A 15,219-nucleotide genomic window follows, 5' to 3' on the forward strand; every position below is an offset into this window, starting at 1 on the left:
GCCCTTCTTTTCCACGCGCCCCCCCCCCCCCCTTGCTCTGCCCCCCCGCCGGGCTCATGCAGCAGGACCCCGAGACCCAGGTCGTGCAGGCCCGCGTCGGCGACGACGTCGCCTTCGGTGCCGAGAACCTCGCCGTCCCCGCGGAGCAGATCGCACCGCGCGTGCGCGCGGCGCTGGCCGGCGTCGGACTCGACGTCCCCCTCACGCACCCGACCGCCCGGCTGTCCGGCGGCCAGAAGCAGCGCCTGGCCCTCGCCGGGATCCTCGCGATGCGCCCCGGGCTCGTGCTGCTGGACGAGCCCACCGCCAACCTGGACCCGGCCGGCGTGCTCGAGGTGCGCGACGCCGTCGTCCGGGCCCTCGACGCCTCCGGGGCGACGGCCGTGATCGTCGAGCACCGGCTCGAGGCCTGGGCCCCCCACGTGGACCGCGTCGTGGTCCTGGCCCCCGGTGGCGGAGTCGCCCACGCGGGAACGCCCGCCGAGCTCTTCGCCCCCGGCCCCGTGCGGGACGAGCTCGTCGCGGCGGGCGTCTGGGTGCCCGGATACGTCCCGCGGCTCCCGGCGCGGGAAGCGGCGCCGCCCGGCGGCGGGCTGTTGCGCGCCGAGGGCCTCGCCGTCGCCCGCGGCCGAACCCAGCCCGCCGCGCTGACCGGGGTGGAGCTCGGACTCGAGGCGGGCCGCGCCGTCTGCGTGACGGGGCCGAACGGCTCCGGCAAGTCGACGCTCGCGCTGACCCTGGCGGGGCTCCTGCCCGAGCGCGCCGGACACGTCGTGGCGAGCCCGGCGCTGCGCGGCGAGGCGGCCGGGGCGCGGCCCTACCAGTGGCGCGCCTCGGCCCTGATCGGACGCATCGGCACCGTGTTCCAGGAACCGGAGCACCAGTTCGTCACGGCCAGCGTGCGCGAGGAGCTCGAGTACGGGCCCCGCCACGCGCGCACCGCCGACGGCCGGGAGGAGCTCTTCAGCGAGGAGCAGATCGCCGAACGCGTGGACGCCCTGCTGCGGCGGCTGCGGCTCGAGCACCTCGCGGACGCGAATCCGTTCACCCTCTCCGGCGGAGAGAAGCGCCGCCTCTCCGTCGCGACCGTGCTCGCCGCCGGCCCGGGCGTGCTGGTCCTCGACGAGCCGACCTTCGGCCAGGACGCGAACACGTGGGCGGAACTGGCGCTGCTCCTGCGCGAGCAGCTCGCGGAGGGGACCTCGGTGCTCGCCGTGACGCACGACGCCGACTTCGCCGACGCCGTCGGCGCCCGCGTCCTCGACGTCGCGGAGCTCGGGACCGGCCGCGACGCCGCGACGGGGTCCGCGAAAGACGGGGACGACGCCGGGGCACCCGGGCTGCTCGAGCCCTCGGAAGCGGCCCGGGTGAGCTTCCTGGGCCGGGCCAATCCGCTCGCCAAGCTCGGCGCGGTGATGCTCGCGACCATCCCGCTCATCGCGACGCTCGACATGGTCAGCGCGGGAATCATCGTCGCCGCGACGCTGCTGATGCTGCCCTTGAGCGGGATCGGGATCGCGGCCTTCCTGGCGCGGGCGTGGCCGCTGCTGATCGCCGGGCTGTTCGCGGCCTGGGGGACGGCGCTCGTCGGCAACGACTCCGGCGCCGTGCTGCTGGGGCTGGGGTGGTTCGACATCACCGAGGGCTCGCTCGAAGCGGGCATCGCGACGGGGCTGCGCGCCTTCGCCGTCGCCGTGCCGGCCGTCCTCGTGGTCTCCAGCACCGACCCCACCGATCTCGCCAACGCCCTCGCCCAGCAGGCCCGGCTGCCGCACCGCTTTGTCCTGGGGGCCCTCGCCGGCATGCGCCTGCTGGGGCTGCTCGTCGAGGAGTGGCAGACCCTGGGCATGGCCCGCCGGGCCCGCGGCGTCGGCTCCCGGGGCTCGCTCCGCCGTCGTCTGGCCGCGGACCTCGGCCAGATGTTCGGGCTCTTGGTGCAGTCGATCCGCCGCGCGTCCCGGTTGGCCGTCACGATGGAGGCCAAGGGCTTCGGGGGAGCCGAGCGCAGCTGGTCCCGTCCGGCGCGCTTCTCCCGGCGGGACCCCGTCGTACTGCTCGCCGGGCTCGCCCTCGGGGCCGGCGCGACGGCGGCCGCACTGGCCGCGGGGACGTGGAACCTGGTCTGGGCCTGAGCGTGGCGACGGGACGACGGCTGCGGGAGAACCCGGCGTTCGTGCGGTTCTGGGCCGCGGCGGCGGCCTCCGACGCCGGCACCTACCTGACCACGGTGGCGCTGTCCGTCCTGGTGTTGGAGGTCCTCGGCGGTTCGGCCCAGGACCAGGGCCTCGTGGGCGCCTTCCGCTGGGCGCCCTACCTGTTGTTCGGCCTGGTCGCCGGGCTCTGGGTGGACCGCTGGCGGCGGCGCACCGTGCTGATCGCCGCCGACGTCGGCCGGGCCGTGGTCCTCGGTGCCCTGTGCCTGACGGGGCTGGCCGGCCCGGCCGGCGCGCTGCCGGCCGTCTTCGGCCTGGTCTTCGCCTTCGGCGTGCTGGCCCTGCTCGCCGATGCGGCCCACCAGTCCTTCCTGCCGCAGATCGTCCCGAGGCCCCTCCTGGTCCGGGCCAACATGCGCCTGCAGCAGAGCGACACCGTGGCCCAGACCTCCGGAGGGGTGGTCGCGGGGACGCTCGTGACGTGGCTCGGGGCGCCGTTCGCGCTGCTGCTCGACGCCGCGAGCCACCTCCTCTCGGCCGCCGTCCTGTCCACGCTCCGCGACGGGGGCCGGGGCCGTCCGGAGGGCCCCGCGGTTCCCGTGCGCACCCGCATCGCCCAGGGGCTGCGCTGGATCTACCGGCATCCGCGGCTCGCGCCCCTGGCCTGGTGCACGCACGGGTGGTTCATCGGCTCGGCCATGATCGGGACCGTCCTGCCGGTGCTCGTGCTGCAGGAGCTCTCACTGGGCGCCCTCGGGCTCGGGCTGGTCATGAGCTGTGCCGGGATCGGGGCCGTCGTCGGGACGAGCCTGGCCCCGCTGGCCGGTGCGCGCTTCGGGACGGGCCGCGCGCTCGTCCTGCCGCGCCTGGCGGAGGTGCCGGCGGTGGCGCTCATCGCCGCTGCGCCCTGGATGGCCGGAGGCCAGGAGGCCGGCGTGCCGTGGGCGGCCGGGGTGGCCGTCGGGCTGGGCCAGTTGGTGTTCGGGTTCTCGATGGGGGTTGGTGGGCCGCTGGAAATGGGCTATTGGCAGGCGGTGACCCCGGATCGCCTGATCGCGAGGATGAGCGCGACGCGCCGCTCCGCGAACCGCGGGATGATCGTCCTCGGGGCGCCGCTCGGCGGATTCCTCGCCGTCGCCTGGAGCCCCGCGGCCGCGTTGTGGACGGCGGCCGCCGTGCTGCTGGCCGCGGCGGCGGCCCTGTGGTCCTCCCCGTTCCGCGATGCCGACGTCGACGCGGACCAGGCGGGTCCGGGGAGCTAGCCGATGGCGTCGACGAAGGACGTCAGTTCCGCGGTCAGCTCCGGGTCGCGGGAGAGCTCGACGCCGTCGAGGGAGTTGACGGGCGCGAGCAGGCGCACGCTGGAGACGAGCCACACGGCGTCCGCCTCGACGAGGTGCTGCGGTTCGAGCGGGCCGTAGCCGAGCTCCCAGCCGGCGGCCTCCGCGGCCGCGAAGAGCGCTCCCTGCGTCGTGCCGGGCAGGATGCCCGTCTCCAGCATGGGGGTGATGAGCCGCTTCACGTCGCCGTCGCGGACGGCGAGGAGCACGGTCGAGGTCGGGCCCTCGAGGACGCGCCCGTCGCTCGAGACGAAGATGACGTCGTCGGCCCCCTGCTTGCGCGCGTGGCGCAGGGCCGCCATATTCACGGCGTAGGACAGGGTCTTGGCGCCCATGAGCAGCCACGGGGCACGCTCGGCGACCGTGGAGTCGTAGCCGCGGTCCAGCAGGAGCACGTCGACGCCTTCGGCGCGCTGCCGCCGACCCAGCTCGGGGGCGGGGGAGACGGCCACCCAGGCCGTGCCGTGCCCGGCGCCCTCGGGGCCGCGCGTGGCGACGAGCTTCACCACGGCCTCGTGTCCGGCGTCGTCCCCGGATTCGGTGGCGAGAGCGGCGTCGTACGCGGCGACGGCCGTCGCGATCGCCGCCCGCCAGGCGTCCTCGGCGGGCAGCGGGAGCTCGCATGTCGCGGCCGAGACGGCCATCCGGGCCAGGTGGGCGTCGAGCTTGCGGACCCGCCCGCGGACGTAGAGGGCGGACTCGAAGACACCGTCGCCGCGCGTGGCGCCCTGGTCCAGGACCGAGAGCTGCGGGACGGAGGCGTCGGCCACCCGGCCGGCGGGAAACCCAGGTTCCAGGAACACCACGACAGTCATGGATCCAACCCTACTCCCGGCGGGGCCCCGTCAGGCGGTCGCGGGGTCCTGGGGCTGACTTGCGGCTAGGCTGGAAGCCATCGTCGGCAGGGAAGGAGACCGGGTGTTCGACGCGCTCGTCTTGTGGGAACCGCTGCCCTACTGGCTGCTGGCGATCGCGTGGGTCTTCGACGTCGGCATCCGGCTGGTCATGCTCGGCGTCGTGCCCGGCAACCGGCGCCCCACGACCGCCATGGCCTGGCTGCTGCTGATCTTCTTCATGCCCGTGATCGGCCTGCTGCTCTTCCTGCTCTTCGGCAACTTCAAGCTCTCCCAGCGCCGCGTCGCCCGCCAGACCGACGTCAACCGCCGCGTCCTCGCCGCCACCCAGCACCTGGACACCGACGACTCCGAGTTCGATGCCCCCGAGTGGGTCAAGTCCGCCGTCGAGCTGAACCGGAACCTCGGCGCCTTCCCCATCCAGGAAGGCAACTCCTTCGAGTTCTTCACGGACTACCAGGCCTCCCTCGACGCCATGACCGCGGCGGTCCGCGGGGCCCGCGACACCGTGAACGTGCAGTTCTACATCGTCGGCGACGATCCGGACTACGCGGGACCGTTCCTCGACGCACTCGGGGCGGCCGTGGCGCGCGGGGTCAAGGTCCGCTTCCTGTTCGACCACCTCGGCACCGCGCGGATCAAGGGCTTCTCGGCCCTCAAGCGGCGCCTCGACGACGCCGGCATCGAGTGGCGTGCCATGCTGCCCGTCTCCGTCCGCAACCGGCAGTGGCGCCGGCCCGATCTGCGCAACCACCGCAAGCTCGTCGTCATCGACGGCGAGACGGCCTTCACGGGCAGCCAGAACCTCATCGAACCCGGCTACAAGCGGGCCTCCGCCCACCGGGCAGGGCGCGAGTGGGTGGACCTCATGGCCCAGGTCCGCGGCCCGCTCGTCACCGGGCTCGCGGTCGTCTTCGCGACCGACTGGTCCCAGGAGACGGACGAGAACCTCCTGGCCGAGCTCGTCGCCGGAACCGAGCTCCCCGAGGCGGGGCACGTCACCGGGCAGATCGTGCCCAGCGGCCCCGGGTTCGAGTCGGAGAACAACCTGCGCCTGTTCAACACCCTCATCTACGCCGCCACGGAACGGCTGACCATCACGAGCCCCTACTTCGTCCCCGACGACTCGCTCCTCTACGCCGTGACGACGGCGGCCCAGCGCGGCGTGGAGGTCGAGCTGTTCGTCTCCGAGACCGGCGACCAGTTCCTCGTCCACCACGCCCAGCAGTCCTACTACGCGCAGCTGCTCAAGGCCGGCGTGAAGATCTACCGCTACCGCCGGCCCATGGTGCTGCACACCAAGTGCTTCACCGTGGACAAGGAGGTCGCCGTGTTCGGCTCGTCCAACATGGACATGCGCTCCTTCTCCCTGAACCTCGAGGTCTCGGTGATGATGCTCGGAGCGACCGCCGTCGCGGAGCTGACGCGGGTGCAGAACGAGTACCGCGCCGGCTCCACGCTGCTCACGCTCGGGGAATGGCAGGCCCGGCCCCTCCTGGCCCGGTGGGTGGACAACGCCTGCCGGCTCACCGCCACCCTGCAGTAGGGGCGGCCCGGCGCTCAGCGCTGCTGCGGCAGGCCGTCCGCGTCGAGGAAGCCCGCCCCGAGCGCGCTGAGCACCCCGTACGCCTTGACGACGACCTCGGCCCACTCCTCGGACGGCACCGAGTCCGCCGTCACGGCGCCCCCGACGCCGAGCGAGAGCCGCCACGGACCGGCCCCGCCGTCCCGCGCGTCCTGCTCCATCACGAGCGTGCGGATCACGACGGACAGCTCGGCGGCCCCAGTATGGGAGAAGTGTCCGACGGCGCCGGAGTAGATCCCGCGCGGCCTTCCGTCCTCGAGCCGCTCCAGGATCGCCATCGTCGAGATCTTCGGCGCCCCCGTCATCGACCCGGCCGGGAACGCGGCCGCGACCGCCTCGGCCCGCGAGGCGTCCGACCGCAGGCGGGCGTCGATCGTGGAGACCATCTGGTGGACCGTGGCGTAGGACTCGACGGCGCACAGCCGCGGAACCCGCAGCGTCGACGGATCGGCCGAACGCACCAGGTCGTTGCGGAGCAGGTCCACGATCATGACGTTCTCCGCCCGGTCCTTCGGCGAGGAGGCCAGCTCCGCGCGCAACCGCTCGTCCTCCTCCGGGTCCGCCGAGCGCCGCCGGGTTCCCTTGATCGGCTCCGCCCGCAGCAGACCCGAGGCGCCCACGTGCAGGAAGCGCTCCGGCGACGTCCCCGCCACGGCGGTCGAGCCGCAGCGGATCCACGCCGCGAAGGGCGCCGGATTGCGCTCGCGCAGCCGCAGGTAGGCCGCCCACGGGTCCCACTGGTGGGCCGGCACCTCGGCGCCCAGCACGGTTGTCAGGCAGACCTCGTAGCTGTTGCCCTCGCGGATCTCGGCCTGCGCGGCGCGGACCTTCTCCTCGTAGCCGGAGCGCGTGTCGGCGCAACGGAACGCCGGCACCGCGAGCGCGGAGCGCTCGGCACCCGCGCCCCGCGCGGCACCAGCCCCCGTGCCGGCCCCGGCCGCGGCGACCACCGCCGCGGCCCGCTCGAGCCAGGCCCCGGCGTCGTCCGCGTCCAGGGCCAGCAGCCAGGCCTCGCCGGCCCCGTGGTCCAGGACCACGCCGCGCCCGGCGTGCAGCAGGGCGGCGTCGGCGGTACCGGGCGCCCGCGCGCCGGCGCTCCCGCCCGTCTCCGCCTTGAGCCCGTAGCCGAGCCAGCCCAGCCAGCCGAGCGCGAATCCCGCCTCGAGCCCGTCCGGGGCGGCGTAGCGCGCCCGGCCCCACGCCGTCTCGAGCCAGTCGAAGAACGCCCCGTCGACGCGCGCCCGGGCGCACCCGGCCGTCAGGAAGGTGGTCCCGGAGCGGTGCTCGGCGAGCATCCCCGCGCTCCCGGAGGCGTCCGCGAGGACGCTGAAGCGGTTCCGCCCGCCCACGTCGGCGGCGCCCGCGTTGGAGGACTCGAGCAGCACCTGGTGCGCGGAGGCGCCGAACAGCGCGTGGTGCAGCGAGGCGGCGTCGGCTCCCCGCGGGAGGCGGACCCGGCGGTGGACGAGCCGGGGCGAGCCGGCCGCGGCCGCCTCCGGGTGCAGGGCCGGCTGGAGCCAGGGCAGCTCGGCGAGCAGCCGCAGGGCGTCGACCGGGGCGCGCCCGTCGGCGGCGTTGGCCACCACGACGTCCGCCGCCTCCCGGACCGGATCCGCGGCGAGCCACGCCCGTTCCTGCGCGGCCCAGCGCTCCCAGTGCGGCGCGTACGCCTCCCCGTCGCGGGCCAGGGCGCGGGCGCGCCGGGCGTCGTCGTCCGCGTCGACCCAGACGACGGCGTCGAGCAAGGGCCTCGCCGCAGCGGCGGCCGCCCCCACGCCCTCGACCACGACGACCGGGGTCGCGGGCGTCGTGCGCCGCTCCCCGTCGGCGCCGGCCACCCAGTCCCACGCGGTCCAGCGGGCGTCCTCCCCCCAGGACAGCGGATCCAGGACGGTCGAGACGTAGCGTGCGATCCCGGCCTCCAGCCCGTCCCAGCCCGGGTAGAGGTCCTCGAGGTGGAAGAGGGAGACGGGGCGGTGGCGACGCAGCGCCGTCGCGAGTTCGAGCGCGAGCGTGCTCTTGCCCGCACCGGAGCGGCCGTCGACCGCGATGACGACGGGTGCGCTACGCCCCACGGCGGCCCGTGGCCTCGAGCCGGACGTGCTCCACGAGCCCCGGCAGGGCCGCCCGGATCATCTCGTGGCACAGCGCGAAATCGGCGGCGTCCCCGTACCAGGGGTCGTAGATGCCCTGCCCGGAGGGTCCCTTGTCCGCGACGGCGGGGTCGAAGGAGCGCAGCAGGCGCACCTTCGCGGCGTCCTGCGGCCCGGGGGCGAGGCGGCGCAGCCGGGCGTAGTGGTCCGTGTCCAGGGCCAGGACCAGGTCTGCGTCCGCGAAGTCCGCCGCCTCGAAGCGCCGCGCCACGTGCTTCGAGGGATCGAGCCCGGCACGGGTCAGGACGGCGGCCGCGCGCGGGTCCACGGGGTTGCCGGCCTCCCCGTCGCTCGTGCCCGCGGAGTCCACGACGACCCCGTCGACGCCGGCGGATTCGAGGGCGCCGCGGATCAGGTACTCGGCCATGGGTGAGCGGCAGATGTTGCCGGTGCAGACGGCGGTGATCCGGTACATGGTTTCAGTCTAGGGGCTTCGCGGCGGGCCGTGGCGGGCGGCTCAGTGCACGAGCACGAGCAGCAGCGCGACGAAGATGAACAGGGTGCCGAAGGCCAGGTTCAGGACGCGCGCACCGCGTGCGGTGCGCGTGAAACGGCGGAAGGACTTGGCCGCCGCGGCGAAGAAGAACCACATCACGGCGACGTCCACGGCGACGATCGTGGCGATGAACACGAGGTACTGCGGCAGCAGGGGCGCGTCCGGGCGGATGAACTGCGGCGTGAAGGCGAGGAAGAAGACGATCGCCTTGGGGTTGAGCAGGTTGACCCAGACGCCGCGGCGGAACATGGACCAGGCGGGTTCGTGGGCGCGCGCGTCGAGCGGGGCCGTGTCGGCCGCGGGGCGGGCGGTGAGGAGCCGGACGCCGAGGTAGACGAGGTAGGCGGCGCCGGCGTAGCGGATCACGGCGAACGCCGTCGGCGAGTTGGCCACGAGCAGGCCGACGCCCGCGGCGACGATCGCGACGTGGATCAGCAGGGCGGCCTGCTGGCCGAGGATGCCCCAGAAGGAGCGTCGGAAGCCGGCATTGAGGGCGTTGGTCATGGTGTTCACGGCCCCGGCGCCGGGGGAGAAGCTGATCAGGGCGGAGGCGCCCAGCAGGGAGAGCCAGACGGAGAAGGTCACCGCACGAGTCTAGGTCCCGCCCCCGGGGCCGGCCCCCATTGTTTCGAGCACGGCGCGCGCGGCCGCCCAGCCGCCGAGCCCGCTGACCCCGCCGCCGCGGCGGGACCCGGCCCCGCACAGCAGGATCCCGTCGACGCCCGAGTCCACGCCCCAGCGCCGGGCCGGGGTGTCGAGGGGCTCGTCGTCCTCCGCCCACGGCCACGCGAGCGGGGCGTGGAAGATGTTTCCCCCGGGCATCCCGAGCGAGTCCTCGAGGTCGGCGGTCGTGCGCGTCTCGAGGCACGGGGTGCCGTCCGGTCCCACCGCGAGGCAGTCCTCGATCGGCTCGGCGAGCACCGAGTTAAGCGAGGCCAGGACGGCGGCCTGGATCTCGGCGCGGGCCCGCGCCGGGTCCCGTCCCGCGAGCAGCCGGTGCGGCGTGTGCAGGGTGAAGACGGTGAGCGTGTGCGCCCCCGCATCCCGCAGCACGGGGGAGAGGATCGAGGGGTCGCTGAGCGAGTGGCAATAGGCCTCGAGCGGCAGCGGGTCCGGCCAGCGGCCCTCGGCGGCGGCGCGGTGGGCCGCGGCCAGTTGCGCGTAGCCCTCGTTGACGTGGAAGGTGCCGCTGAACGCGGCGGCCGGGGCCACGCCGTCGTCCTTGAGCCGCGGCAGTCGCGCCAGGAGGAGGTTCACCTTGGCCTGCGCGCCCTCCGGAGCCGGTGCCGGGGGGACGACGCCGGGGCCGGCCTCCGCGGATCCGCCGCCCAGGAGCCGGGCCAGGACGGCCGGGGCGGCGCCGCAAAGCACCGTGCGGGCCGCGAGGGACGCCGTCGTGCCGGTGCCGTCGGCGTCCCGGGTCCGGTAGTCGACGCGCCCGCCGGGGCGGACCGCGGTGGCCTCGGCGCCCGTGAGCAGCTGGACGCCGGCCGCGCGGGCCCGCTCCTCGAGCTGCTCGGCGAGGCGCCCCATGCCGCCTCGGGGGACGTTCCACGCCCCGGTTCCGCGGCCGATGACGTGGTAGAGGAAGCAGCGGTTCTGCTCGAGCGAGCCCGCGTGCGCTTCGGCGAAGGTGCCGATCAGCCCGTCGGTCAGCACCATTCCCCGGACCAGGTCGGAGGCGAACTCCTCCTCGAGCGCCTCGCCGAGGGGCCGCTCGACGAATCCGCGCCAGGCCCGGTCCCCGCCCGGCTGCGCGAGGACGCGCCCGCGGACTTCCGAGCGCCGCGGCAGCGGTCCCAGCAGGGTCGGCCAGACGCCGGCGGCGAGCGCGGCGGTGGCCTCCTGGAAGCGGTCGAGCGCGGCGGCGTCGCCGGCCGCGCCGACGGCGGCGAAGGAGGCCCGGGTGGCCCGCGCGTCGTGGCCGTCGACGAGCAGGCCGGACGTGCCGTCCGGTGCCGGGGTGTAGGAGGAGTAGCGGCGCGGGACGAGCTCGAGGTCCAGCCCCAGCTCGTCGAGGAGCTCTTGCGGGAAGAGGCTCACGAGGTAGGAATAGCGGGAGATCCGGGCGCCCGGGAAGACCTCCTGGGAGACGGTGGCCCCGCCGAGGCGGTCGTTGCGTTCCAGGACCGTGACGGACAGGCCGGCGCGGGCCAGGAGGACCGCGGCGACGAGGCCGTTGTGTCCTCCACCGATGACGACGACGTCGCGTGGGCTCATGAGGACACCCTAGCGGGCGCTCGACTCCCGCTCCACGAGCGTGCAGGGCAGGAGCGTCAGCCGCTCGGGCGAGCCGCCCTCGGCGAGTTCGAGCAGGACGTGGGCGGCCCGCGCCGCGAGCTCGCGGGCGGGATTGACGACGCTCGTGAGCGGCGGGGAGGCGTCCTCGGCGAACGCGTGGTTGTCGTAGCCGACGACCTTGACCCGGCCCGGCACGTCGATGCCGGCGGAGCGCAGCTCGTCGAGGGCCGCGACGGCCATGAGGTCGGAGGCCGCGAAGACGCCGTCCAGCCCGGGGTGCTCGCGCAGCAGGCGGCGCATCGCCTCCCGGCCACTGCGCGCCGTGAAATCCCCCGCCGAGGAGCCGAGCTGGCCCAGGCCCGCGGCCTCGAGACCCGCCCGCCATCCGGCCGCGCGGTCGACGGACGCGGCCATGTCCGGCGGGCCGTCGATCGAGACGACGCGCGTGCAGCCGCGCTCGGCGAGGTGCGCCGCGGCCCGCCGCCCGCCTTCGCGGTTGTCCACGTCGACGACGTAGGCGTGGTGGTGCCGGCGCAGGGGCCGGCCGACGAACACGGCCGGGAGCCGCCCGCCGGCGAGTTCCTCCACGAGGTGGTCGCGGCGGTGGTGGGAGGCCACGAGGACGCCGTCGACGTGGCCGCCGCGCAGGTAGGACAGGATCCGGCCCGTGCCGCCGTCGGGCCCGCCCATGAGCAGCACCGGCTGCACGTCCGTGTCCCGCAGCGCGTCGTTGACGCCGGCCATGGTGAGCGCGAAGAACGGGTCGGCGAAGACGCGGGTGTCCGGCTCGGGCAGGACCACGGCGATCGTCCCGGCCCGGCGGGAGGCGAGCTGCCGGGCGGCGCGGTTGGGGACGTAGTCGAGTTCGCGGATCGCGGCCTCGACCGCGGCACGCGCGGCCTCGCTTACGCGCTCTCCGCCGCGCACGGCGCGGGAGACCGTGGCGCGGGAGACGCCGGCGACGCGGGCGACGTCCTCGAGCGTCGGCGGGGCGGCCGGGTGGCCCGTGGTGGTCACGGCTGCCTCCTGTCCTGGGCTAGCGGGCGGCGTCCGGCAGGGGCGGTACGACGCCGGTGCGGGCCACCTGGGCGTACCATCTCGCCGACGCCTTGGGGGTGCGTTCGAGCGTCTCGTAGTCTACGTGGACCATGCCGAAGCGCTTCGAGTAGCCGAACGCCCACTCGAAGTTGTCCAGGAGCGACCACAGCAGGTAGCCGCGCACGTCGACGCCCTCGCCGATGGCCCGGTGCACGGCGCGCAGGTGCGCGTCGACGTAGGCCAGCCGCGTGGCGGAGTCGTCCACCGTGCCGTCGGTGCCCGGGACGTCGTCGTACGCCGCCCCGTTCTCCGTGATGACGATCGGCACGGACGCGGGCCCCGTGTACTCGCGGTGCAGGCGCAGCAGGAGGCGGGTCAGGCCCTCCGGCTGGACCTCCCAGCCCATCGCCGTGCGCGGGAGCGGCCGGTCCACCGGGCGCAGCATCTCCGAGCCCACGAACGGGCTGCGCCGGGGCAGGCCGCGCTCGGAGAGGTAGGTGTAGCCGTCCTCGCCCGTGCCACCGGGGGCCGGGAAGGAGGGGCCCGCGGGGCCGGCGGCGAGCCCGCCGTTGTAGTAGTTCACGCCGAGCACGTCGATGGGCGCGCCGATCAGCTCGAGGTCCCCGTCCTCCACGTGTCGGCCGAGCCCTGCCGCGGCCATGTCCCGGACCACGTCGGCAGGGTAGGAGCCCCTGAAGAGCGGGTCCAGGAAGACGCGGTTGAACGCGCCGTCGACGCGCCGGGCCGCGTCGACGTCGGCGGGGTCCTCCGGATCCGCGGGGTCGGCGACGGTGAGGTTCAGCGTGATCCCGAAGCGGTGCTCCCCGCCGGCCGCGGCGCGCATCCGCTGCAGCGCGAGGCCGTGGCCGAGCATCAGGTGGTGGGCCGCTGAGACGGCCTCCGCCGGAGAGGTGTGGCCCGGCGCGTGCTCGCCGGCCGCGTAGGAGAGGAAGGCGGAGCACCAGGGCTCGTTCAGCGTGGTCCACAGGCGCACGCGGTCGGAGAGGGCGTCGAAGACGTCGGCGGCGAAGTCGGCGAAGCGGTGCGCCGTGTCCCGCACCGCCCAGCCGCCGCGCTCCTGCAGGGCCTGCGGCAGGTCCCAGTGGTACAGGGTCAGCCAGGGGTCGATCCCGGCCTCCAGGAGCTCGTCGACGAGGCGCGAGTAGAAGTCCAACCCCGCCGGGTTCACGGCCGCGTCGTCCGGCTTGATCCGCGCCCAGGACGTCGAGAAGCGGTAGGTGCCCAGGCCGAGCTCCCGCATGAGCGCGACGTCGGCCGGCATCCGGTGGTAGTGGTCCGTCGCAACGGCGCCGTCGTCGCCCGCGTGGACGGCCCCGGGAACGCGGCAGAAGGCGTCCCAGATGGAATCGCCGCGGCCGTCCTCGGCGGCTGCGCCCTCGATCTGGAACGCGGCCGTCGCCGCCCCGAACCGGAACCCGGGAGGGAAGGCGAGCTCCGTCGTCGTCCTGATGCCCTGCTCCTGCTGCCAGCTGGTGGCCTGTTCGCTGTGTGTGCTCATCCTTTGACCGCTCCTTGCATGATGCCCTGGACCAGGTGGCGGCCGGCGACGGCGAAGACCAGGATCAGGGGGATGGTGGACACGACGACCCCCGCCATGATGAGGGAGTAGTCCTTGAAGTAGGAGGCCTGCAGCATCTGCAGGGCCACCGGCAGGGTGGGGTTGGAGGAGCCCAGCACCACGAACGGCCAGAAGAAGTTGGTCCAGGAGCCCACGAACGTGAACAGGGCCAGCATGGCGGCCGCGGGGCGCGCGGCCGGCAGGGCGACGTGCCAGAACGTGCTCAGCATCGAGCAGCCGTCCACGCGGGCCGCCTCGATGAGCTCGAACGGCAGGGCGCCGCGCAGGTACTGCGTCATCCAGAACACGCCGAACGCCGTGACCATGCCGGGCACGATCACCGCCTGCAGCTTCCCGGTCCAGCCGAGCTCGCTCATGACGATGAAGAGCGGGACGATCCCGAGCTGGGTCGGCACCGCCATGGTCGCGATGACGAACACGAGGAGCGGTCCGCGGCCGCGGAAGCGCAGCTTGGCGAAGGAGTAGCCGGACAACGTGGAGAAGAACACGACCGACAGGCTCGTCAGCACGGCCACGATGGTGCTGTTCCACAGGGCCGGCCAGAACTTGATGTCGGCCGTGACGACCTTGCCGATGTTCTCGAACAGGTGCGGGCCCGGGATCAGGGACGGGACGGGGGATTGCGCGATGTCCGCGGCCGTGGAGGAGGCCAGTAGGAGCGCGTAGTACAGGGGCGCGATCGAGACGACCAGGACACCGCCCAGGACGAGGTAGGTGCGCCAGCCGGGGGCGCGGCCCGTGCCGCCGCGGCGGCGTGCGGCGGCGCGGGCGGCGCCGGCCCCGGCGATCTGCGCGGTCATGGCGACGGAGGCCATCAGTGCTCCTTCCGCCCGCGCCCGCCGGAGGAGGCGATGCGCCGGGTCGCGGCGTAGTTCAGCAGGCCGATGGCCACGATGATGAGGAACAGGATCCAGGCGACGGCGGCGGCGCGGCCGAAGTCGCGCGGGGCGCCCCAGCCGAGCTCGTAGAGGTACATCGTCATGGTCATCCACTGCCGGTCCGCGCCGCCCTGGCCCAGGGTGTCGAACATGCGTGGCTCGTCGAAGATCTGCAGCCCGCCGATCGTGGCCGTGATGACCACGAAGATGATCGTGGGGCGCAGCATCGGGACCGTGACGGAGAAGAAGGTGCGCACCCGGCCCGCCCCGTCGACGATCGCGGCCTCGTAGAGGTCCCGCGGCACGGCCTGCATGGCCGCGAGCAGGATCAGGGTGTTGTAGCCGGTCCAGCGGAAGTTGACCATCGTGGCGATCGCGACGTGGGAGGCGAGCGGATCCGAGTGCCAGCCCACGGCGGGGAGGCCGATCGCAGTGAGCAGGGCGTTGACGGTCCCGGACTGGTCGGCGAAGACCTTGCTGAAGATCAGCGCGACGGCCACGGGCGCGACGACGTAGGGCAGCAGCACGCCCATGCGCCAGAACGTCTTGGCCCGGATGTTGGCGTCCAGCACCGCCGCGATGAGCAGCGCGATCATGATCTGCGGGACGGAGGAGAGCAGGAAGATGCTGAAGGTGTTGCGCAGGGCGGTGTAGAAGCGGGGCTGGCCCAGGACGTCGGCGAAGTTCTCGAGGCCGACGAACTCGCCCCGGCCTCCGATCAGGTGCCAGTCGTGGACCGCGACGACGGCGGTGTAGCCGAGCGGGTAGAGGCCGACGACGGCGAAGAGGAGGAAGAACGGGCTGATGTAGAGGTAGGGGGAGAACTTGACGTCCCAGCGGTTGATCCGGGCGCTGCGGATCCCGGGGAGGGCCAGGGCCAT

At 74.3% G+C, this 15,219-nt stretch carries 12 protein-coding genes; 3 read left to right on the forward strand and 9 right to left on the reverse strand.

The window, feature by feature from the left end:
* The first annotated feature begins 56 nt into the window (after positions 1 to 56).
* Positions 57 to 2,132 (forward strand): ATP-binding cassette domain-containing protein, encoded by a 2,076-nt coding sequence (locus ACQ3I4_RS04900; protein ID WP_430632981.1) that lies wholly within the window; start codon positions 57 to 59, stop codon positions 2,130 to 2,132.
* A gap of 2 nt (positions 2,133 to 2,134) precedes the next feature.
* Complete coding sequence (locus ACQ3I4_RS04905) at positions 2,135 to 3,415, forward strand: MFS transporter (RefSeq protein WP_430632982.1); 1,281 nt, start codon at positions 2,135 to 2,137, stop codon at positions 3,413 to 3,415.
* Here ACQ3I4_RS04905 and ACQ3I4_RS04910 read toward each other — a convergent pair.
* Positions 3,412 to 4,308: an aminodeoxychorismate lyase gene (locus tag ACQ3I4_RS04910; protein ID WP_329863303.1), complete on the reverse strand. Its 897-nt coding sequence runs from the start codon at positions 4,306 to 4,308 to the stop codon at positions 3,412 to 3,414. The genes ACQ3I4_RS04905 and ACQ3I4_RS04910 overlap by 4 nt on opposite strands.
* Positions 4,309 to 4,411: 103 nt before the next feature.
* Here ACQ3I4_RS04910 and cls point away from each other — a divergent pair, with 103 nt between their 5' ends.
* The gene (gene cls / locus ACQ3I4_RS04915) at positions 4,412 to 5,893 is read left to right on the forward strand and encodes a cardiolipin synthase (protein WP_430632983.1); all 1,482 of its coding nucleotides are present in this window, start codon (positions 4,412 to 4,414) and stop codon (positions 5,891 to 5,893) included.
* Positions 5,894 to 5,907: 14 nt separating this feature from the next.
* Here cls and ACQ3I4_RS04920 read toward each other — a convergent pair whose 3' ends face one another.
* The 8 genes from ACQ3I4_RS04920 to ACQ3I4_RS04955 are packed head-to-tail and all read right to left on the reverse strand — an operon-like array spanning position 5,908 to position 15,219.
* On the reverse strand, positions 5,908 to 8,007 hold the full coding sequence (locus ACQ3I4_RS04920; RefSeq protein ID WP_329863301.1) for a chorismate-binding protein: 2,100 nt from the start codon (positions 8,005 to 8,007) through the stop codon (positions 5,908 to 5,910).
* On the reverse strand, positions 7,997 to 8,500 hold the full coding sequence (locus tag ACQ3I4_RS04925) for a low molecular weight protein-tyrosine-phosphatase (protein WP_329863299.1): 504 nt from the start codon (positions 8,498 to 8,500) through the stop codon (positions 7,997 to 7,999). The genes ACQ3I4_RS04920 and ACQ3I4_RS04925 overlap by 11 nt, the downstream gene beginning before the upstream one ends.
* Positions 8,501 to 8,542: 42 nt before the next feature.
* Positions 8,543 to 9,166: a LysE family transporter gene (locus ACQ3I4_RS04930; protein ID WP_329863297.1), complete on the reverse strand. Its 624-nt coding sequence runs from the start codon at positions 9,164 to 9,166 to the stop codon at positions 8,543 to 8,545.
* Positions 9,167 to 9,175: 9 nt separating this feature from the next.
* Positions 9,176 to 10,801 carry a phytoene desaturase family protein gene (locus ACQ3I4_RS04935; RefSeq protein WP_430632984.1) on the reverse strand — a complete coding sequence of 542 codons (1,626 nt, stop codon included), beginning with the start codon at positions 10,799 to 10,801 and terminating at the stop codon, positions 9,176 to 9,178.
* Positions 10,802 to 10,810: 9 nt separating this feature from the next.
* The gene (locus ACQ3I4_RS04940) at positions 10,811 to 11,839 is read right to left on the reverse strand and encodes a LacI family DNA-binding transcriptional regulator (RefSeq protein ID WP_329863293.1); all 1,029 of its coding nucleotides are present in this window, start codon (positions 11,837 to 11,839) and stop codon (positions 10,811 to 10,813) included.
* A 19-nt stretch (positions 11,840 to 11,858) separates the two neighbouring features.
* Positions 11,859 to 13,379, reverse strand: a complete 1,521-nt coding sequence (locus ACQ3I4_RS04945; RefSeq protein WP_329863291.1) for a glycoside hydrolase family 1 protein — start codon at positions 13,377 to 13,379, stop codon at positions 11,859 to 11,861.
* Positions 13,376 to 14,275 (reverse strand): carbohydrate ABC transporter permease, encoded by a 900-nt coding sequence (locus ACQ3I4_RS04950; protein ID WP_430632985.1) that lies wholly within the window; start codon positions 14,273 to 14,275, stop codon positions 13,376 to 13,378. Before ACQ3I4_RS04950 ends, ACQ3I4_RS04945 begins: the two co-directional genes overlap by 4 nt.
* Positions 14,275 to 15,219, reverse strand: a complete 945-nt coding sequence (locus tag ACQ3I4_RS04955; RefSeq protein ID WP_329863287.1) for a carbohydrate ABC transporter permease — start codon at positions 15,217 to 15,219, stop codon at positions 14,275 to 14,277. Before ACQ3I4_RS04955 ends, ACQ3I4_RS04950 begins: the two co-directional genes overlap by 1 nt.

This window comes from Zafaria sp. Z1313, assembly GCF_050563205.1.
Classification (GTDB): domain Bacteria; phylum Actinomycetota; class Actinomycetes; order Actinomycetales; family Micrococcaceae; genus JAZDCJ01.

Coding starts and splice junctions, on each gene's coding strand:
- ACQ3I4_RS04950 (WP_430632985.1), bottom strand. CDS start 14,275: ATGGCCTCCGTCGCCATGACCGCGCAGATCGCCGGGGCCGGCGCCGCC.
- ACQ3I4_RS04925 (WP_329863299.1), bottom strand. CDS start 8,500: ATGTACCGGATCACCGCCGTCTGCACCGGCAACATCTGCCGCTCACCC.
- ACQ3I4_RS04910 (WP_329863303.1), bottom strand. CDS start 4,308: ATGACTGTCGTGGTGTTCCTGGAACCTGGGTTTCCCGCCGGCCGGGTG.
- ACQ3I4_RS04935 (WP_430632984.1), bottom strand. CDS start 10,801: ATGAGCCCACGCGACGTCGTCGTCATCGGTGGAGGACACAACGGCCTC.
- ACQ3I4_RS04900 (WP_430632981.1), top strand. CDS start 57: ATGCAGCAGGACCCCGAGACCCAGGTCGTGCAGGCCCGCGTCGGCGAC.
- ACQ3I4_RS04955 (WP_329863287.1), bottom strand. CDS start 15,219: ATGGCCCTGGCCCTCCCCGGGATCCGCAGCGCCCGGATCAACCGCTGG.
- ACQ3I4_RS04945 (WP_329863291.1), bottom strand. CDS start 13,379: ATGAGCACACACAGCGAACAGGCCACCAGCTGGCAGCAGGAGCAGGGC.